Raw genomic sequence first — 19,635 nt, 5'->3', positions numbered from 1 at the left:
GGAGGTCGTCCCCCTGGGTCAACACTGAGGTCCGGGGTCCGGCGAAGATGGCCCCAGGGCCATCGAGTAGGGCCGGCCCGCGGGCCGGGCAGAGCCCGGCGAGGACGGCCGCCAGGCCGTCGAGCCGGGGCGAGGCCCAGCCGGGGGTTCCAGGGGGTCGTCCCCCTGGGTCAACACTGAGGTCCGGGGTCCGGCGAAGATGGCCCCAGGGCCATCGAGTAGGGCCGGCCCGCGGGCCGGGCAGAGCCCGGCGAGGACGGCCGCCAGGCCGTCGAGCCGGGGCGGAGCCCAGTCGGGGGTTCCAGGGGGTCGCCCCCTGGGTCAACACTGAGGAACGGGGCCCGGCGAAGATGGCCGCCAGGCCATCGAGCAGGGGTCGCCCCCCGGGCCGGGCCGACCTCAGCCTTCGATGGGCTCGGCGTTGAGGAGGCCTTCCCGGGTCTCGCGCAGGGCGATCGAGAGCGGCTTCTCCTGGACCTGGGTCTCGACGAGCGGGCCGACGTACTCCAGCAGGCCCTCGCCGAGCTGGGCGTAGTAGGCGTTGATCTGCCGGGCGCGCTTGGCCGCGATGCTCACGAGGCCGTACTTGGTGTCGACGACCTCGAGGAGCTCGTCGATCGACGGGTTGGTGATGCCTTCGCTGCTGGCTGCCACTCCGTGGCCTTCCGCTAGATGTCTGAGCTGATTAACGAACAGCCATCAAGGTTAGCAGGTCATCGCACACGTCCTGGACGGACGTGTTGACGAGGGTGACGTCGAACTCCTTCTCGGCGGCGAGTTCCACGCGGGCCGCGTCGAGGCGGCGTTCGACGACCTCGGGGGGCTCGGTGCCGCGGCCGACGAGGCGGCGGACGAGCTCTTCCCAGGAGGGCGGGGCCAGGAAGACGTGGAGGGAGTCCGGCTTGGAGCGCCGGACCTGGCGGGCGCCCTGGAGGTCGATCTCCAGGAGCACCGGCTCGCCGCGGGCGAGCCGGTCCTCGACCGGGCGGCGCGGGGTGCCGTAGCGGTTCCCCGCGAACTCCGCCCACTCCAGGAGCTCCCCTTCGGCGACGAGCCGGTCGAAACCGGCGTCGTCGACGAAGAAGTACTGCACCCCGTGGGTCTCGCCCGGCCGGGGGGGCCGGGTGGTCACCGAGACCGACAGCCACACCTCTGGGTGGGCCCGCCGGATCTCGGCGACGACCGTGCTCTTGCCGACGCCCGACGGCCCGGAGAGGACCGTCAGCCGTCGCACGGGCACGCCCCGTGGGAGGGAGCTTTCCGGCGCAGGAATGGGTGCGCCGGATTCGGACGGGATGGAGCCGGGCGGCCGGGAACGCGCCGGACCGGCCGCGGCGGATTCGCCGCCGCGCCCGCCCATGAGTCGCGGATCAGCGGGTTCCACCGCCGAACTCACGCTCCAGGGAGGCGCGCTGGTTGGCGCCGAGGCCCCGCACGCGGCGGGACTCGGCGATGCCCAGGCGCTCCATGATCTGCTTGGCACGGACCTTCCCCACGCTGGGCAGGGACTCGAGGAGGGCCGACACCTTCATCTTGCCGATGACGTCGTCGGTCTGCCCATTCTTGAGGACCTCGGCAAGCGAGAGCCCCCCGTGCTTGAGCTTGTTCTTAACCTCGGCCCGCTCCTTGCGAGCCTTGGCAGCCTTTTCCAGGGCTGCGGCGCGCTGTTCGGGGGTTAGGGGCGGAAGAGCCACGCCGGGTCACCTCAGGTTTCCACTCGACGGAGTCGGACGGGTGTGGAAACTAGCGAGTTCACTGCCCATAAGGCAACGTGAAGTGCCGTTTAGCCCGCCACAAAATCACGAATATCACTCCTTGAAGTGTCCTGAATACCCAGTGTACCCAACTGGGCGGGGTGCGAGGGTCACCCCCCCGCCTTGCAGGGACTATTGCTTGATCGTGAAAAATCGCCCCCGGGACGCCCGTTTGCGTCATCGGCCACCCGCGAACACCACCCGAGGGGCCTAGTCGATCAGCGGAGCGCCATCGGATGATCACGCTGCGCGTTCGCGGCGGAGTGTGCACGGGAGATTCCCGACACATCAGAAATGTCGACTGGCGATCAGCGAGGGCCGTTGGAACGTGCCGAACGTGACGCTTATCACGCCCGGTCCGTATTTACCCTTTACGGTCCGCCGAACCGGGGATCACGGCGCGGTGCGCCGCAGCGCCGCCGCGATCCCCGCCGCCGCCGCGCCCGGGTCGGCGGCGCCGGTGATGGGACGCCCGATCACCAGCAGATCGGCGCCCGCGGCCAGCGCCGCCTCGGGCGTGGCCACCCGCGCCTGGTCCTGCGTCTCCGCCCCCGCGGGGCGCACCCCCGGCGTGATGAGCGTGATGTCCGGGCCGACCTCGGCCCGCACCGCGGCGGCCTCCTGCGGCGAGCACACCAGCGCCTGCGCCCCGGCCTCCACCGAGAGCGCCGCCAGGCGGCGCACCGCGTCCGAGGCGGGCCCCGCCACTCCGAGCGCGGCCAGGTCGGCGTCGCCGAGCGAGGTGAGCACCGTCACGGCCGCCACGCGGGCGGCCGGGGCGGCCTCCACCGCGGCGCGGATCATGGCCGGGCCGCCCGCCGCGTGCACGGTCAGGTACGCCGGCCGCAGCCGCGCGACGGCACGGGCCGCGCCGGCCACGGTGGCGGGGATGTCGTGCAGCTTGAGGTCCAGGAACACCTGGACCCGGCTGGCGCCCCGGACGCTGGCGACCACGTCGGGGCCGTAGCGCAGGTACAGCTCCAGGCCGACCTTGACGGTGCTGACGTGCGGGGTGACCAGGGTGGCCCAGCGCGCGGCCGTCTCCAGGTCGGGGGCGTCCAGGGCGACGGCGATGGGGGCGGGTGCGGACACTAAAGCTTCTCCTTCAGTTCCCCGGGCTCGGCGGCCGGCCCGGAGAAGGGCTCAGAGGCGTGCTCGGCGCCGCTCCCGGACACGGGGTCGGCGCCCGGCTCGGCGGGCGGCTCGGGGCGCACCTGGGGCGGTACGTACCCGGCGGGCTTGTGGGCCAGCCCCACGACGTCGGCGATCCGGCCGATCCGGCGGGCCGCGAGAGCCTCGTCCAGTTCCCGGACGATCCGCGGCACGGCCATCGGGTCGTGGAACAGGGTGGTGCCCACGGCCACCGCGGAGGCGCCCGCCAGGAGGAACTCCAGCGCGTCCAGGCCGGAGGCCACCCCGCCCACCCCGACGATCGGGATGCCGGGCAGGGCCGCGTGCACCTGGTAGACGCAGCGCACCGCCAGCGGGCGGATCGCGGGCCCGGACAGGCCGCCCGACACGCCGGTGAGCGCGGGCCGCAGCGTCCCGGTGTCGATCGCCATGCCCTCCAGGGTGTTGATCAGGGTGAGGCCCTCGGCGCCGGCGTCCACGCACGCCAGGGCGATGGTGACGATGTCGGTGACGTCGGGCGCGAGCTTGGCCAGCATCGGCACCCCGGGACGGGCGTGCGCCCTGACCGCCCGGACGACCGAGGCGGCGGCGCCCGGGTGCCAGGCGAACATCCGGCCGCGGTCCTCGACGTTGGGGCAGGCCACGTTGACCTCGATCGCGGCGATCCCCGGGACGCCGCGCAGCCGCCGGGCCAGTTCCCCGAACTCCTCCACGCTGTTGCCCGCGACCGACACGATCGTGCGCACGCCCTGCTCGGCCAGCCAGGGCAGGTCGCGCTCCAGGAAGCCCTCCACGCCCGGCCCGGGCAGGCCCATGGCGGTGAGCAGGCCGCTGGGCGTCTCGGCCATCCGCGGCGTCGGACGGCCCGCGCGCGGCCGCGTCATCACCGAGGTGGTGACGAACGCGCCGAGCCGGTCGAGGTCGAAGAACTGGGCCAGTTCGCGGCCCGTCCCGCCGCAGCCCGCCGCCGTCAGCACGGGGTTGGGCAGCTCCAGGGGGCCCAGTCGGGTCTCCAGGCGGGCCGCGTTCACAGGACCACTCCGCTCGCGTTCTTCATCGGTCGGTGCCTTCGGTACGGCTGAGGGCGCGGGGGGCGCCCAGGGCGTCGAACGGGATCGTGCCGAGGTCCCCCCAGCGGACGCGGTCGCCGCGCAGCACCGGCCCGTCGGCGCAGGCCCGCACCATGCGGGTCACGCCGTCGTCGCCGTGCATGGGGAGCATGCACGTCATGCAGACGCCGATGCCGCACGCCCCGGTCTCCTGGAGGAAGGACTCCACCGACACCTGGGACGGCAGGCCGTACTCCCCCGCCACCTGGGTCACCGAGCGCAGCAGCGGGGTCGGGCCGCAGCCGTAGACCACGTCGGCGCCGGTCTCCTGGATGACGCGGGGCAGCACGTCGCGGATCGCGCCCTGCTCCCCCAGCGAGCCGTCCTCGGTGGTGACGGTCGCCGAGTCGCCGATGCGCCGGGCCATGCGGGAGCCGAAGACCTGGCGGGCGGACGGGCCGCCGAGCACGAAGTGCACCTGGCAGCCGCGCCGCCGCAGCGTGTCGGCCAGCGCGAACAGGGCGGCGCCCCCGGGGCCGCCGCCGGCCAGCAGGCAGCTGACGGGGTCCCTGGGGAGCCGGAACGGGCGTCCGAGCGGGCCGACGAGGTCGAGCTGGTCGCGGGAGCGGCGGCCCGCCAGCCAGGCGGTGCCGGGCTCCCGGTCGGCGAAGACCAGCTCGACCGTCCCGCCGTAGTCCGACTTGACCTCGTACACGCCGAAGCAGCGCCGGACCAGGCGGCCGGTGTGCTCGCCGCCGACGGCCACCGCCACGAACTGCCCGGGCCGGAACCGCTCGGCGATCGCCGGCGCCACCAGCGTCAGCGCCTGGTAGTCCTGCACCTGGCGGACGGTCAGTACCGTCGCCGACGTCTGCACCGGCGTGTCGGACACCCGTCTCCCTCTCGTCGTCGTGCAGTGCTGTCCCGGTGCTACCCCCGGCCGTGCGCGCCGCGCATCCGCTCGGCGTGCTCCTGCAGCGACCGGACCCCGACCTGGCCGCCCGCGATGGCCTCGACGCCCTGCACGGCGGCGGCGAGCCCCTGGACGGTGGTCACGCACGGCACGCCGCGCAGCACGGCCGCCGTGCGGATCTCGTAGCCGTCCAGCCGCGGCCCGGACTGGCCGGGGCCGCCGAACGGAGTATTGACGATGAGATCCACCTCTCCGTCGAGGACGCGCCGCACGATGGTGGGTTCGCCGCCGGGGCCGGGACCCTCGCTGTGCTTGCGCACGATCTTGGCACGCACGCCGTTGCGGCGCAGGACCTCGGCGGTCCCCTCCGTGGCAAGAATCTCAAAGCCCAGGTCTGCCAGCCGCTTGACAGGGAAGATCATGTGCCGTTTGTCCCGGTTCGCCACCGACACGAACGCCCGGCCCTTGGTCGGCAGCGAGCCGTAGGCGGCCTGCTGAGACTTGGCGTAGGCGGTGCCGAACACCTCGTCGATGCCCATGACCTCGCCGGTCGAGCGCATCTCCGGGCCGAGGACGGTGTCGACGCCCTGCCCCTGCGCGTTGCGGAACCGGTCGAAGGGCAGCACCGCCTCCTTGACCGCGATCGGCGCGTCCAGCGGCAGCGAGCCGCCGTCGCCGCTCTCCGGCAGCAGCCCCTCGGCGCGCAGCTCGGCGACGGTGGCGCCGAGCATGACCCGCGCCGCGGCCTTGGCCACCGGCACGGCGGTGGCCTTGGACACGAACGGGACGGTGCGGGAGGCGCGCGGGTTGGCCTCCAGGACGTACAGGACGCCCGCCGACAGCGCGTACTGGACGTTCATCAGCCCCCGCACGCCGACGCCGCGGGCGAGCGCCTCGGTGGCCTCGCGGATGCGCCGCAGGTCGTCGTGGCCGAGGGTGATCGGCGGCAGCGCGCACGCCGAGTCGCCGGAGTGGATCCCGGCCTCCTCGATGTGCTCCATGACGCCGCCGAGGTAGAGCTCCTCGCCGTCGAAGAGGGCGTCCACGTCGATCTCGATGGCCTCGTCGAGGAACCGGTCGACCAGCACCGGGTGCTCGGGGGACGCCTCGGTCGCCTTGGCCATGTACGACTCCAGCGTGGAGTCGTCGTAGACGATCTCCATGCCGCGCCCGCCCAGCACGTAGGAGGGCCGCACCAGCACCGGGTAGCCGATCTCGGCGGCGATCTCGCGGGCCTCCTCGTAGGACGAGGCGGTGCCGTGCTTGGGCGCGAGCAGCCCGGCGCGGTGCAGGACGCGGCCGAACGCGCCGCGCTCCTCGGCCAGGTGGATGCTCTCCGGGGAGGTGCCGACGATCGGCACCCCGGCGTCCTTGAGCTTCTGCGCCAGGCCCAGCGGGGTCTGCCCGCCCAGCTGGACGATCACCCCGACGACGGTGCCGGTCCGCTGCTCGGCGTGCACCACCTCCAGGACGTCCTCCAGGGTGAGCGGCTCGAAGTACAGCCGCCCGGAGGTGTCGTAGTCGGTGGAGACGGTCTCGGGGTTGCAGTTGACCATGACGGTCTCGTAGCCGGCGTCGGTCAGCGTGAACGAGGCGTGCACGCAGGAGTAGTCGAACTCCACGCCCTGCCCGATCCGGTTCGGCCCGGACCCCAGGATGATGACCTTGGGCCTGTCGCCGGGCGGGACCTCGGTCTCCTCGTCGTAGGCGGAGTAGAGGTAGGGCGTGCGGGCGGCGAACTCGGCGGCGCAGGTGTCGACGGTCAGGTAGACCGGCCGGACGCCCAGCGCGTGCCGCAGCTCCCGGACGACCTCCTCCGACAGCCGGCGCAGCCCGCCGATCTGGGCGTCGGAGAAGCCGTGCCGCTTGGCCCGCAGCAGCTTGTCGCGGGTGAGGGCGTCCTCGGCGGTGCGGATCTCGTCGGCGATCTCGTTGATCGCGGCGATCTGGTCGAGGAACCAGGGGTCGATGCCGGTCGCCTCGTACAGCTCCTGGACGCTCGCCCCGGCCCACAGGGCCCGCTGGACGGCCCGGATCCGCCCGTCGTGCGGCCGGGCGGCCTTCCCGGTCCAGGCGGCGGCGTCGCCGGGCTCGCCGTCCCAGGAGAAGGACGAGCCCTTCTGCTCCAGGGACCGCAGCGCCTTCTGCAGCGCCTCGGTGAAGTTGCGGCCGATCGCCATGGCCTCGCCCACCGACTTCATGTGGGTGGTGAGGGTGCCGTCGGCGCCGGGGAACTTCTCGAACGCGAACCGCGGCACCTTGACCACCACGTAGTCGAGGGTCGGCTCGAAGGAGGCCGGGGTCTCGGCGGTGATGTCGTTGGGGATCTCGTCCAGGGTGTAGCCGACCGCCAGCCGCGCCGCGATCTTGGCGATCGGGAAGCCGGTGGCCTTGGACGCCAGCGCCGACGACCGCGACACCCGCGGGTTCATCTCGATCACGATCATGCGGCCGGTGCCCGGCTGGACCGCGAACTGGATGTTGCAGCCGCCGGTGTCGACGCCGACCTCGCGGATCACCGCGATCGCCACGTCCCGCATGTTCTGGTACTCGCGGTCGGTCAGCGTCATCGCGGGCGCGACGGTGATCGAGTCGCCGGTGTGCACGCCCATCGGGTCGAGGTTCTCGATGGAGCACACGATGACCACGTTGTCGGCGCGGTCCCGCATGACCTCAAGCTCGTACTCCTTCCAGCCGAGGATGGACTCCTCCAGGAGCACCTCGCTGGTCGGGGACGCGTCCAGCCCGGCGCCGGCGATGCGGCGCAGGTCGTCCTCGTCGTGGGCGAACCCGGACCCGGCGCCGCCCATGGTGAACGAGGGCCGCACCACCACGGGGTAGCCCAGCTCGCCCGCCGCGGCCAGGACCTCGTCCATGGTGTGGCAGATGAGCGAGCGCGCGGACTCGGCGTTCAGGCCCTGCTCGGCGGCGACCTTGGCGACGACCTCCTTGAACCGCTCGCGGTTCTCCCCGGCCTGGATCGCCTCGACGTCGGCGCCGATCAGCTCGACGCCGTACCGCTCCAGGACGCCGCTCTCGTAGAGCGCGATCGCGGTGTTGAGCGCGGTCTGGCCGCCCAGGGTGGGCAGCAGCGCGTCCGGGCGCTCCTTGGCGATGATCTTCTCGACCACCTCGGGGGTGATCGGCTCGACGTAGGTGGCGTCGGCGAACTCCGGGTCGGTCATGATCGTCGCCGGGTTGCTGTTGACCAGCACCACCCGCAGGCCCTCGGCCCGGAGCACCCGGCACGCCTGGGTGCCGGAGTAGTCGAACTCGCACGCCTGGCCGATCACGATCGGCCCGGAGCCGATCACCAGGACGGAACCCAGATCCTCGCGGCGCGGCATTACTCCGCCCCTTCCACAGTGAGAGTCGACCCCTGCATCAGCTCGCAGAAGCGGTCGAACAGGCCCGAGGCGTCGTGCGGACCGGCCGCGGCCTCGGGGTGGTACTGGACGCTGAACGCCGGGCGGTCGAGCAGCCGCAGCCCCTCGACGCAGCCGTCGTTCAGGTTGACGTGGCTGACCTCGGCGCGCCCGTAGGGGGTGTCGAACGGCCCGTCCACGGGGGCGTCCACGGCGAACCCGTGGTTGTGCGCGGAGACGTCCACCTTGCCGGTGCCGCGGTCCTGGACGGGCTGGTTGATGCCGCGGTGCCCGAACCTCAGCTTGTAGGTGCCCAGGCCGAGCGCCCGCCCGAAGATCTGGTTGCCGAAGCAGATCCCGAAGAACGGCTTCCCGGCGTCCAGGACGCCGCGCAGCGCCTCGACGGCGTAGCCGGCGGCCGCCGGGTCGCCGGGCCCGTTGGAGAAGAAGACCCCGTCGGGGTCGAGGGCGAGGATGTCGGCGGCGGTGCTGGTGGCGGGGAGCACGTGCACCTCGCAGCCGCGCTCGGCCATCCGGTACGGCGTCATCGACTTGATGCCGAGGTCGACGGCCGCGACGGTGAACCGCTTCTCCCCGTGCGCCGCGATGACGTACGGGTCGGGCGTGGACACGTCCCGGGCCAGGTCGGCGCCCTCCATCGACGGGCTGGCCAGCACCTTCTCCAGCAGCTCGGCCTCCGGGGCCCCGGAGGCGGCGCCGGAGAAGATCCCGGCGCGCATCGCGCCGCGGTCGCGCAGGTGGCGGGTGAGCGCCCGGGTCCCGGGAATGGCGATGCCCACGATCCCCTGCTCGCGCAGCGCCGACCCCAGCGAGCCGGTGGCCCGCCAGTTGGACACCACCCGGGCGGGCTCGCGGACCACGTACCCGGCGACCTGGATGCGGCGGGACTCGGGGTCCTCCTCGTTCACGCCGGTGTTGCCGATGTGCGGGGCGGTCATCGCCACGATCTGGCGGGCGTACGAAGGGTCGGTCAGGGTCTCCTGGTAGCCGGTCATGCCGGTGTTGAAGACCATCTCCCCGAAGGTCTCGCCCTCGGCCCCGTACCCGGCGCCGCGGAACACCCGCCCGTCTTCGAGGACCAGCAGGGCTGACGTCTGGGTCACTGAAGCTTTCCTTCCAGGACGGTGGGCGTGCCGCGCAGGAACGTCGCCACCACGCGGCCCGGCAGCTCCAGGCCCGTGTACGGCGTGTTGCGGCTCTTGGAGGTCATGGCCGAGGGGTCCACGGGCCGGCGCGGCGACGGGTCGTACAGGGTGATGTTGGCGGGGGCGCCGGCCTCCAGCGGGGCGCCCTGGCCGGACAGCCGGCCGATGCGGGCCGGGCGGTACGACATCCGGTCGGCGACCGCGGCCCAGTCGAGCAGGCCGGTGTCGACCATCGCCTCCTGCACCACCGGCAGCGCCGTCTCCAGGCCGATCATGCCCATCGCGGCCACGGCCCACTCGGTCTCCTTGGCCTCGACCGGGTGCGGGGCGTGGTCGGTGGCCACGCAGTCGATCGTGCCGTCGGCCAGCGCGTCCCGCAGCGCGGTCACGTCCTCGGCGGTGCGCAGCGGCGGGTTGACCTTGTAGATCGGGTCGTAGGTCTCGGCGCGGACGTCGGTGAGCAGCAGGTGGTGCGGGGTCACCTCCGCGGTGACCCGGCAGCCCTTGCCCTTGGCCCAGCGGATGATCTCGACCGAGCCGGCGGTGGACACGTGGCACACGTGCAGCCGGGAGCCGACGTGCTGGGCCAGCAGCACGTCCCGGGCGATGATCGCCTCCTCGGCCACCGCGGGCCAGCCGCCCAGGCCGAGCCGGGCGGAGATCTCGCCCTCGTTCATCTGCGCGCCCTCGGTCAGCCGCGGCTCCTGCGCGTGCTGGGCGACCACGCCGTCGAACGCCTTCACGTACTCCAGCGCCCGCCGCATGATCACCGCGTCGGAGACGCAGTGGCCGTCGTCGGAGAACACCCGGACGCCGGCGGCCGAGTCGGCCATCGCGCCCAGCTCGGCCAGCTGCTCGCCGCGGATGCCGCGGGTGACCGCGCCGACCGGCTGCACGTCGCAGTACCCGGCCTCGCGGCCCAGCCGCCACACCTGCTCGACCACTCCGGCGGTGTCGGCGACCGGGTCGGTGTTGGCCATCGCGTGCACGGCGGTGAACCCGCCCATCGCCGCGGCCCGGGTGCCGGACTCGACGGTCTCGGCGTCCTCGCGGCCCGGCTCGCGCAGGTGGGTGTGCAGGTCGACCAGGCCGGGCAGCGCGACGAGGCCGTCGGCCTGGACGATCTCCGCGCCGGCGGCGTCCAGCCCGGCGCCGATCCCGGCGATCTCGCCGTCCCGGATCAGGATGTCGGCGGGCTCCCCGCCCAGGATGCGCGCGCCCTTGATCAGGTACACGGGCTTGGTCATGTCCTCGCTCATGCTTCGGAGATCTCCTTGCCGATGGCGGGCTCGGAACCCCCGAGCAGCAGGTAGAGCACGGCCATGCGGGCGCTGACGCCGTTGGCGACCTGCTCGACGATGGTGGAGCGGACCGAGTCTGCGACCTCGGCGGCGATCTCGACGCCGCGGTTCATCGGGCCGGGGTGCATGACGATGGCGTCGTCGGCCATCCGCGCCATCCGCTCGCCGTCCAGGCCGTACCGGCGGCTGTACTCGCGGACGGTCGGGAAGTAGGCGGCGTTCATCCGCTCGGCCTGCACCCGCAGCATCATGACCACGTCGCTCTTGGGCAGGACGGCGTCCAGGTCGTAGGAGACCGCGCAGGGCCAGGTGTCGATCGCCACCGGCAGCAGCGTCGGCGGGGCCACCAGGGTGACCTCGGCGCCGAGGGTGTGCAGCAGCAGGACGTTGGATCGTGCCACCCGGCTGTGCAGGACGTCGCCCACGATGGTGATCCTGCGGCCGTCCAGGGCGCCGAGGCGGCGGCGCATGGTGAACGCGTCCAGCAGCGCCTGGGTGGGGTGCTCGTGGGTGCCGTCGCCGGCGTTGACCACGCTGCCGCGCACCCAGCCGGCCAGCCGGTGCGGCGCGCCGGACGCGCCGTGCCGGATCACCACGCCGTCGGCGCCCATCGCCTCCAGGGTGAGCGCGGTGTCCTTCAGGCTCTCGCCCTTGGACACGCTGGACCCCTTGGCGGAGAAGTTGATCACATCGGCGGACAGCCGCTTGGCGGCCGCCTCGAACGAGATCCGGGTGCGGGTGGAGTCCTCGAAGAAGAGGTTCACCACGGTGCGGCCCCGCAGCGTCGGCAGCTTCTTGATGGTGGAGCGGCCCGACACCTGGGCCAGCTCCTCGGCGGTGTCCAGGATGAGCAGGGCGTCGTCCCGGGTCAGGTCGGCCGCCGAGATCAGGTGGCGGTTCACGCGCGCTCCCCCCGCCCGGCCGGGCCGGCCGGGCCTTCCGCGTCCTTGCGGGCGGCCGGGCCGAGCAGGACGGCGTCGCGCCCGTCGTTCTCGGCCAGCAGCACCTTCACGTTCTCGCGCATCGAGGTGGGCAGGTTCTTGCCCACGTAGTCGGCGCGGATGGGCACCTCGCGGTGGCCCCGGTCGACCAGCACGGCCAGCTGCACGGCGCGGGGGCGGCCCAGGTCGTTGAGCGCGTCCAGGGCGGCGCGGACGGTGCGGCCGGAGAACAGCACGTCGTCGACCAGCACCACGATCCGGTCGTCCACGCCCTCGGGCGGCAGCTCGGTGCGGCCCAGCGCGCGGGCCGGCTTCATCCGCAGGTCGTCGCGGTACATCGTCACGTCGAGCGACCCCCAGGGGACGCGGCGGCCCTCGACCTCCTCCAGCTGGGCGGCCAGGCGGCGGGCCAGCGTCACGCCGCGGGTCTGGATGCCGAGCAGGACGACGCCCTCGCCGCCCTTGGTGCGCTCGAGGATCTCGTGCGCGATCCGGGTGAGCGCGCGACGGATGTCGGGGGCCTCCAGGACGGCCTTGTGCGCGGCCCCGTCCACGGCGTGGCGCCCGGCTCCGGCACCGGGTGCCGTCGCGGGTCCGGTCGCCGGTCCGGTCGCGGGGTCGTGTGCGGGCGACTTCGGGGGGTCGCCGCGGCGGGGTTCACCGTCCGCCACGCGCGCCCCGGCCGGTCCGCCCGGTTTCGAGGCAGCATTCACCGCCGGAACCTCCTTTCCCGCCTCACGGGACGGGTCTTAAAGGACGTCTTGTCCGTCTCACCGTAGCAGGACCGGATCGTTGCCCCGTCCTCGGGCCGGAGGGCGTCTTAGCAGGTGAGAGGCATCACATCGGGCGCGTCACGGGCGGTGCGCAGCCGGGCGGGGAGGTCGCCGGCCTCCCGTCCGGAACGGGCGGGACGCATGTGACCGGGGCATCTTGGACCCTTCGGACGATCCGGACGGCCCGGATCGAGACCTGCGGATTCGACCGCTTTTTTCCAATCAGCTTGACCTGAGGCCGTCCCCGTTTTACCGTCACTGTCCGTAACCATCCCTGGAGACAGAGCTTTACGGCGTCACAGCCTGAAGGACCTGACTCCCCCCGGGAAACCCTCCCGGGGCCGACCACAACGACGATAGTGAGCCTGGGGGCCCAAATGCCGTCTGAATACGCCAAGGCTCTCGGCGCGCGCCTGCGCGCCATCCGCACCCAGCAGGGCCTGTCCCTGCACGGTGTGGAAGAGAAGTCCCGAGGCCGCTGGAAGGCCGTCGTCGTGGGTTCGTACGAGCGGGGCGACCGCGCCGTCACCGTTCAGAAGCTGGCCGAGCTCGCCGATTTCTACGGCGTGCCGGTTTCCGAGTTGCTGCCCGGCGGAGCCGCGCCGAGCCCGCTCGGGCCAACGCCGAAGCTCGTGATCGACCTCGAGCGGCTGCAGCAGCTTCCGAAGGACAAGGCCGGTCCCCTCGCCCGTTACGCCGCGACGATCCAGAGCCAGCGGGGCGACTACAACGGAAAGGTTCTGTCCATCCGCCAGGAGGACCTGCGCTCGCTGGCGGTCATCTATGACAAGTCCCCGACCGAGCTGACCGAGGAGCTCATCACCTGGGGCGTGCTCGACCCCGAGGCGCGCCGCGCCGTCGAGGCCTTCTGAGCCGGTCGCCGGGCCTGTCCGGGCCCGGCGACCGCCCGCCGGGCCCGCACAGGCGGCCCGGGGGGCGGACACATCCGTGCGGGCGGCCGTGGAAACGCGCGCTACCCGGCCGGGACGGGCTCTGCGCCGTCCAGGGGAAGGCTGGAGACGGTGAACGGCAGGGTCTCCGGCGGAAGCCCCGCGACCCAGCGGTTGTACTGGCTGTTGACCACCATCACGCGCGTCCCGGTGAGCGCGATCGCGCTCGGGTGGCGGAAGCCGCCGGGCGGCACGTACCGGGCCGCGTACCGGCCGCGCGCCAGGTCCGGCGCCAGGGCGACCACCGCGACCTGCGGCACCAGGCCGGGCGTGTCGTTGAGGTTGCCCTGCACGACGTGCAGCCGCCCGTCGCGCCAGGCCAGCCCGTCCCCGTTGCGCAGCGAGTGGCCCTCCAGGTCGACCTGGACGGCCGCGCCGCTGCTCCGGTCGATCCGCCACAGCTCCCCGGTGTTGCTGTTGACCGTCAGCAGGTGGCCGCCGACCGCCAGGATCCCGTTGAGGTTGTGCCGGCCGTCCACCCACCGGATCGGGGACGCGGCCACGTCGAACCAGTTCTCGATCTCCCAGCGGTCGCCGTCCCGCGTGATCCGGTAGATGACCGGCTCGAACGAGTCGGTGGCGTACACGGTGCCGTCGCCGGCGACGGTGATCTCGTTGACGAACCCGCCCTGGACGCCCCGCAGCGTGGCCAGGAGACGCTGCGTGCGGGTGTCGTAGACGCGGAGGGTGCCGGTGTCGGCCCCGCCCACGTACAGGCGCCCTGCCGCGTCGACGGCCATGCCCGAGGTGAGGCGGCGGCCGTCCTGGCCACTGGGCGACCAGACCTTCACCTGGGGCTGCGTCACGTGCCCTCGGTAGAGGGTGCCGTCCTCTGCGCTGCCGACGTAGAAGTGGCCGGTGTTCCGGTCGAGGGCCATGCCGGTCGGGAACGCGCGGTCGCCGGGGACGATGTAGGCGTCCGGCGGCCCGGCCTGAGCTGAGGGGGCGTCCGCCGCGGCGGGGCCGGTGAGGGCGGGCAGCAGGGCCAGGAGCGCGACGGCCGCCGCGGGCCAGGTGAATTTTCTCATGCGTCCTTCTTCCTTTGCTCTGATGGGGTCGTCCACAGAATTCTCGGTGCCTTTTCCGGATGCCATCGGCCTGCATATCCTGGGTCTGCCGGAACCACCCTTGTGCTTTTCCGGGCATGCCGACGAGGGCGCTTCCGCTGCTTCGGGAAGCGCCCTTTCCGGCGTTCTTTAACGCAGTTTGGCCGTGTCCTCCGGGAGCACCACCTGGCCGGTGACGAATTCGCTCCAGAGGCCGAACCTCATGTTCGTTCCCGGGCGCGCCGAGGTCTCGGCGAATCCGACCGGGCGGCCGTTCACGGTGCGGGTCGCGCCGAACGAGAGCTCGAAGCGCGCCGTCCCCTGGCGCTGTCCGGGCGGGTTTCCGTCGGGCGGGATGATCTCGTCCAGCGTCCAGCGGTAGCCGGCGCCGCGGTAGGGCGGCGCGGCCCGCTCGAAGGTCTGCTCCAGGATCACCCCGGTGTCGGGGATCACGACGAGGACACCGCGCAGGGCCCCGACCTTCGCGTTGAAGGCCAAGACGTCGCGCAGCGTCCCGTCGGCGCTGGTGGAGCGGCCGGAGCCCACCTGGGAGCCGGGCGGGCACGCCTGCGCGCCCTTCTCCTCGATCAGCTCGGCCGAGCAGGTGGGGAACGCCTCCGGGTTGAACCCGATCGAGCGGTCGAACAGGAACACGAAGCGGCGCGGCGCCGCCGGGACCGAGCCGTCGGCGGTACGGCTGCGGCGGTCGAACGCGACCGTCACGCCGCGCCCCTCGCCCCGGGTGGCGGTCACGGTGAGGGAGTCCAGGTTCTCCGGACCGGGCACGTCCGGCTCGTACGGGCGCTCCGGGCCGCCGGGCGCCGGGTCGGGCGGGACCGGCGCCGGCGCAGGCTGCGCCGCGGACGCCGCCGGCACGAGACCGGCGGGCGCCGCGGCGAAGGCGGCCGCGAGCGCGGCCGCGGCGAATCCGCTACGGAAGGAAGGGCGCACAGATGTCCTCCGGGATCGGCTGCGAGACCCCACCACTTGATCAACACAGGCCGAAAGCGGAGATAAAAGCCGTACCGGGTTCGCCTCCGGGAAATCGCCTATCCAACGCGTTCCAGGGACACTTCGGGAAGGCGCCGGGCGATCGGCCCGGGAAGCCACCAGGCGCGGCGTCCCAGCAATTGCATGACCGCCGGGACGATCAGGCAGCGAATGACCACCGCGTCCAGCAGGATCGCCACCGCCAGGCCCAGCCCGAACTGCTGCAGCATCCGGGACGGGCTCAGCACGAAGGCGGCGAACACCACGATCATGATCGCCGCGGCGGCCGTGATGACCTGCCCGGTGGCGGTCAGCCCCTCCCGCACCGCCAGGGCCGGATCCCGGGTGCGGGTCCACTCCTCGTGGATCCGCGACAGCAGGAACACCTCGTAGTCCATGGACAGCCCGAACACGATCGCGAAGATCATCACGGGGATGAACGCCTCGATCGGCCCCGGCGGCACGCCGAACCAGCCCTCCTGGAACACCAGCGTGATCGCGCCCAGCGCCGCGGCGATGCTGAGCAGGTTGAGCAGCGCCGCCTTGATCGGGATCAGCACCGAGCGGAACACCACCAGCAGGAGCAGCGCCGACAGCCCCACCACGATCGCGGCGAACAGCGGCAGCCGCCCCGAGACGGTGTCGGCGAAGTCCTGCGTGGCCGCCGTGGACCCGCCGACCAGGTAGCCGCCGGGCAGCACGTCCTCGCGGAGCGCGTGCACCAGGTCGGCCGTCCCCTCGTCCTGCGGCGCGGTCTCCGGGAAGACCAGCACCGTGAACAGGCCGCCCTCGCCGGACGGGATCGGCGGGGTGGCGGCCGCGACGCCGTCGGTGCCCGCCAGCACGCCGTGGATCCGGCGTCCCTCGGCCGCGTCGCCCTGCCCCACGACCACCAGCGGACCGTTGAACCCGGGCCCGAACCCCTCGGCGAGCAGGTCGTAGGCCTTCCGGCTGGTAGACGAGGCGGGGTCGTTGCCGGCGTCGGCGAAGCCCAGCCGCATGCCCAGCGCGGGCGCCGACAGCGCGAGCAGCGCCAGCACCGCCACCAGCAGCGCCGGCAGCGGGCGCCGCTGCACGGCCGTCGCCAACCGCCGCCACCGGGCCCCCGTCTCCCTGCCCTTGGCGGCGGCCTTGGCGGCCCGCTTGAGCACGTGCCGGCGGATGCGCCCGCCGAAGATCCCCAGCAGCGCGGGCAGCAGCGTCAGCGCGGCGAACATCGTGACCAGCACGGTCAGCGCGACCGCCAGCGCGACGCCCTGCAGCGCCCCCAGGCCGAGCGCCACCAGGCCCAGCAGCGCGATGACGACCGTGCACGCGGCGATGAAGACCGTCCGGCCGGCGGCGTCCAGCGCCCGCACCGTCGCCTCCCTCGGCTGCAGGCCGTCCAGCAGCTCGTGCCGGTAGCGGTAGAAGACCAGCAGCGCGTAGTCGACCCCGACGCCCAGCCCGACCAGCATCATGATCGGCGGGGTGAAGTCGGCCACGGTCGCGACCCGGGAGGCCAGCACGATCAGGCCCATCGAGGCGCCCACCGCGAACAGCGCGGTGACCAGCGGCAGCGCCGCGGCGAGCAGCGAGCCGAACAGCAGCACCAGGATCACCAGCGCGGCCATCATGCCCGCGCCCTCGGCCCCGCCGCCCTCGCTCTCCTGCGCGCCGCGCGCGGCGTCGCCGCCCGCCTCCACCTGGACGCCGGCGGAGGCCGCGGTCCGGGCGGTGTCGATGATCCGGCGGACGTCCTCCTTGGGCACGGCCTCGGCCTTGCCCGTGAGGGTGACGGTGCCGTACCCGATCGTGCCGTCCCGGGAGATCGCCGAGGCGTCGTCGTAGGGGGCGCGCACGGCCGCCACGCTCGGCAGCCCCTTGACCCGGTCGAGCGCCGACCGCACGCCCCGCTCGACGCCGGGCGCGCGCAGCCCGTCCCGAGCCTTGACCACGATCTGCACGCTGTCGCCCGCCTGCGCCGCGCGGTGCTCGGTCAGCAGGTCGCTCGCACGCTGCGACTGCGTCCCGGGAAGGGTGAAGTCGTTGCGGTAGTCCGACCCCACGGCCTGCGAGGCGAACTGGACGGCCACCAGCAGCAGCGCCCAGATCCCCAGCGCGATCCACCGGCGCCGGTAGGACCAGGCCGCCAGCCGCGCGAAGAGGCCCTTCGCTTCCACGGTCACCGCCCCTTCCGGGCAGCGACCCGCGCGCCCGCGAAGGCGCCCGCCAGCGCGCACAGCACCGGCACGCCCAGGAACACCAGCAGCAGCATCGGCCGGTTCTCCACGTCGGGCGTGATGTCGAGGACGAAGTGGAAGAACGCGGCGCCGGCCTCGGTCGCCACGAATCCGGCCGCGCCACCGGCCAGGAAGCCGACGACCGCGCCGCCGACCTTGTTCGGAGATGATTCGTTCATGGCAACACCGTGCGGGAACGGCACGGCCCGCCGAATCGGCCGCGGGACGCCGGGACCGTACGACGGTTGTTGCGCCCCCGGGCGCCGCCCTACCCCCCGGGTTGCGCCCCGCCCGCCCAGCCGGGCGCGACCATGCCGCTCTCGTAGGCCAGCACCACCAGCTGCGCCCGGTCCCGCACGGCCAGCTTCGTCATGATCCGGCTCACCGAGCTCTTCACCGTCGCCGGGCTCAGCACCAGCCGCGCCGCGATCTCGTCGTTGGACAACCCCCCGGCGACCAGCCCGGTCACCTCGCGCTCCCGCGGCGTCAGGCCGTTCAGCCGGGGATCCGGCCCGGGCCGGGCCACCCGCCCCGCGTACTCGGCGATCAGCCGCCGGGTCACCGACGGGCTGATCAGCGCGTCGCCGCGGGCCGCGACCCGCACCGCCCGCACCAGCTCCGCCGGCTCGGTGTCCTTCACCAGGAACCCCGCCACGCCCGCGCGCAGCGCCCCGTAGACGAACTCGTCGAGATCGAACGTCGTCAGGATCACGATCCGGACCTCCGGCAGTTCCGCCGCGATCCGCCGGGCCGCCTCCAGCCCGTCCATGCCGGGCATCCGGATGTCCATGAGCACCACGTCGGGACGCTCCGCGCGCACCGCCGCGACCGCCGCCTCCCCGTCGGCGGCCTCCCCGACCACGGCGAGATCGTCCTCATCGTCCAGCAGCGAACGGAAACCGGCCCGGACCAGAGCCTGGTCGTCGGCGAGCAGCACGCGGATCATGCCTCGGCACCGTAGGGCAACCGGGCCCGGACCCGGAAACCGCCGCCGGGCAGCGGCCCCGCCACCAGATCACCGCCCAGCGCCCGTGCCCGCTCCCGCATCCCCAGGATTCCGCTGCCGCCCGCCGCGGCGCCGCCCCGGCCGTCGTCCTCGACCTCCAGGCGCAGCTCCGACGCCCCGTAGGCGAGCGTCACCCGCACCCGCCGCGCCGCCGCGTGCCGGGTCACGTTGGTGATCGACTCCTGCAGGATGCGGTACGCGGCCAGGTCCACCCCGGCGGACGGCTCGCGCCGCTCCCCCTCCTCCCCGACCGCGATCTCCAGCCCGGCCAGCTCCGCGTACCGGACCAGGTCGCCCAGCCGGTCCAGCCGCCCCGCGGGCGCCGTGTCCTCCGCCTCGTCCACCTGCCGCAGCACCCCCAGGGTGGCGCGCAGCTCGCGCAGCGACTCCCGGCTCGCCTCCTTGATCACCCCGAGCGCCGGCCCGGCCTGCCCCGGATCGCGCTCCAGCCGGTGCAGCGCGGTGCCCGCCTGCACGTTGATCATGGACAGGTGGTGGCCCACCACGTCGTGCAGCTCCCGCGCGATCCGCAGCCTCTCCTCGGCCGCGCGCAGCCGGGCCTCCTCCTCCGTCCGGCGCACCGCCGCCCGCAGGTTCTCCTGCCGGCCGTGCCACACCGCGCCCAGCGCGAGGACGGCCACCACCCAGCCGGCCAGCATCGTCAGCGCGATGCCGTTGAACTCGTGGTTGCCCGCCAGCGTGCCGAGCCCCGTCCCGATCACCAGCAGCGCGCCCAGGGCCACGGCCGCGTACGTCCGCCCCTCGGCCGCGACCGCGTACAGGCACAGCATCACCACCACCAGCAGCGGCCCGTCGACCGGGCTCAGCACGTAGTAGAGGCCGCAGGCGGGCAGGGCGTACAGGCAGGCGGCGAGCGCGTTGCGCCGGGCCGCGAACAGGGCGCCGCACACGCTGAGGACCAGTGCCGCGTCCAGCACCGTCCGCGGCCACGGCTGCTCCGGCGCGCCCAGCCACGCCGCGACGGTGGCGGCGACCACCAGCACCGTCACGACCGCGGGGAGGATCAT

Annotated in this window: 18 protein-coding genes; 1 reads left to right on the top strand and 17 read right to left on the bottom strand. The window is 73.4% G+C overall.

Going from position 1 to position 19,635, the window contains the following annotated elements:
* Positions 1–399 precede the first annotated feature (399 nt).
* The 11 genes from rpoZ to pyrR all read right to left on the bottom strand — a co-directional run bounded on the left by rpoZ (position 400) and on the right by pyrR (position 12,174).
* Entirely contained in the window at positions 400–654 is a 255-nt protein-coding gene (gene rpoZ / locus ACZ466_RS36485) for a DNA-directed RNA polymerase subunit omega (protein WP_026405772.1), read from the bottom strand.
* A 31-nt stretch (positions 655–685) separates the two neighbouring features.
* Positions 686–1,297 carry a guanylate kinase gene (gmk, locus tag ACZ466_RS36480; RefSeq protein WP_378288520.1) on the bottom strand — a complete coding sequence of 204 codons (612 nt, stop codon included), beginning with the start codon at positions 1,295–1,297 and terminating at the stop codon, positions 686–688.
* A gap of 73 nt (positions 1,298–1,370) precedes the next feature.
* Positions 1,371–1,694, bottom strand: a complete 324-nt coding sequence (gene mihF, locus ACZ466_RS36475) for an integration host factor, actinobacterial type (RefSeq protein ID WP_378288496.1) — start codon at positions 1,692–1,694, stop codon at positions 1,371–1,373.
* Between the two features lie 453 nt (positions 1,695–2,147).
* Positions 2,148–2,846, bottom strand: a complete 699-nt coding sequence (pyrF, locus tag ACZ466_RS36470; RefSeq protein ID WP_378288498.1) for an orotidine-5'-phosphate decarboxylase — start codon at positions 2,844–2,846, stop codon at positions 2,148–2,150.
* Positions 2,846–3,916 (bottom strand): dihydroorotate dehydrogenase, encoded by a 1,071-nt coding sequence (locus ACZ466_RS36465; protein WP_378288500.1) that lies wholly within the window; start codon positions 3,914–3,916, stop codon positions 2,846–2,848. The genes pyrF and ACZ466_RS36465 overlap by 1 nt, the downstream gene beginning before the upstream one ends.
* Positions 3,917–3,938: 22 nt before the next feature.
* Entirely contained in the window at positions 3,939–4,826 is an 888-nt protein-coding gene (locus ACZ466_RS36460) for an iron-sulfur cluster-binding protein (protein WP_378288502.1), read from the bottom strand.
* Positions 4,827–4,864: 38 nt separating this feature from the next.
* Positions 4,865–8,194, bottom strand: coding sequence for a carbamoyl-phosphate synthase large subunit (carB, locus tag ACZ466_RS36455; protein ID WP_378288504.1), 3,330 nt, complete (start codon positions 8,192–8,194; stop codon positions 4,865–4,867).
* Positions 8,194–9,336, bottom strand: a complete 1,143-nt coding sequence (carA, locus tag ACZ466_RS36450; protein ID WP_378288507.1) for a glutamine-hydrolyzing carbamoyl-phosphate synthase small subunit — start codon at positions 9,334–9,336, stop codon at positions 8,194–8,196. The genes carB and carA overlap by 1 nt, the downstream gene beginning before the upstream one ends.
* Positions 9,333–10,637 carry a dihydroorotase gene (locus ACZ466_RS36445; RefSeq protein WP_378288509.1) on the bottom strand — a complete coding sequence of 435 codons (1,305 nt, stop codon included), beginning with the start codon at positions 10,635–10,637 and terminating at the stop codon, positions 9,333–9,335. The genes carA and ACZ466_RS36445 overlap by 4 nt, the downstream gene beginning before the upstream one ends.
* The gene (locus ACZ466_RS36440; RefSeq protein ID WP_378288511.1) at positions 10,634–11,581 is read right to left on the bottom strand and encodes an aspartate carbamoyltransferase catalytic subunit; all 948 of its coding nucleotides are present in this window, start codon (positions 11,579–11,581) and stop codon (positions 10,634–10,636) included. Before ACZ466_RS36440 ends, ACZ466_RS36445 begins: the two co-directional genes overlap by 4 nt.
* Positions 11,578–12,174, bottom strand: coding sequence for a bifunctional pyr operon transcriptional regulator/uracil phosphoribosyltransferase PyrR (pyrR, locus tag ACZ466_RS36435; protein ID WP_378288522.1), 597 nt, complete (start codon positions 12,172–12,174; stop codon positions 11,578–11,580). The genes ACZ466_RS36440 and pyrR overlap by 4 nt, the downstream gene beginning before the upstream one ends.
* A 596-nt stretch (positions 12,175–12,770) precedes the next feature.
* On the opposite strand from pyrR, the gene bldD reads away from it, so the two are divergent.
* A complete protein-coding gene (gene bldD / locus ACZ466_RS36430; RefSeq protein WP_160819162.1) occupies positions 12,771–13,265 on the top strand; it encodes a transcriptional regulator BldD in 495 nt (164 codons plus the stop codon).
* 101 nt (positions 13,266–13,366) lie between these two features.
* Here the strand turns inward: bldD and ACZ466_RS36425 are convergent, their stop codons facing one another.
* The 6 genes from ACZ466_RS36425 to ACZ466_RS36400 all read right to left on the bottom strand — a co-directional run bounded on the left by ACZ466_RS36425 (position 13,367) and on the right by ACZ466_RS36400 (position 19,635).
* Positions 13,367–14,371, bottom strand: a complete 1,005-nt coding sequence (locus ACZ466_RS36425) for an SMP-30/gluconolactonase/LRE family protein (RefSeq protein ID WP_378288514.1) — start codon at positions 14,369–14,371, stop codon at positions 13,367–13,369.
* 168 nt (positions 14,372–14,539) lie between these two features.
* The gene (locus tag ACZ466_RS36420) at positions 14,540–15,340 is read right to left on the bottom strand and encodes a hypothetical protein (RefSeq protein ID WP_464041825.1); all 801 of its coding nucleotides are present in this window, start codon (positions 15,338–15,340) and stop codon (positions 14,540–14,542) included.
* A 98-nt stretch (positions 15,341–15,438) separates the two neighbouring features.
* The gene (locus ACZ466_RS36415; RefSeq protein ID WP_378291717.1) at positions 15,439–17,547 is read right to left on the bottom strand and encodes an MMPL family transporter; all 2,109 of its coding nucleotides are present in this window, start codon (positions 17,545–17,547) and stop codon (positions 15,439–15,441) included.
* The gene (locus tag ACZ466_RS36410) at positions 17,544–17,780 is read right to left on the bottom strand and encodes a hypothetical protein (protein ID WP_378291715.1); all 237 of its coding nucleotides are present in this window, start codon (positions 17,778–17,780) and stop codon (positions 17,544–17,546) included. Before ACZ466_RS36410 ends, ACZ466_RS36415 begins: the two co-directional genes overlap by 4 nt.
* 89 nt (positions 17,781–17,869) lie before the next feature.
* The gene (locus ACZ466_RS36405) at positions 17,870–18,547 is read right to left on the bottom strand and encodes a response regulator (protein WP_378291713.1); all 678 of its coding nucleotides are present in this window, start codon (positions 18,545–18,547) and stop codon (positions 17,870–17,872) included.
* Positions 18,544–19,635: a sensor histidine kinase gene (locus ACZ466_RS36400; protein WP_378291711.1), complete on the bottom strand. Its 1,092-nt coding sequence runs from the start codon at positions 19,633–19,635 to the stop codon at positions 18,544–18,546. Before ACZ466_RS36400 ends, ACZ466_RS36405 begins: the two co-directional genes overlap by 4 nt.

It is taken from the genome of Actinomadura rugatobispora (genome assembly GCF_055379765.1).
The sequence above is the reverse complement of the archived record's forward strand: the minus strand, read 5'-3'. Positions and strand labels throughout refer to the sequence as shown.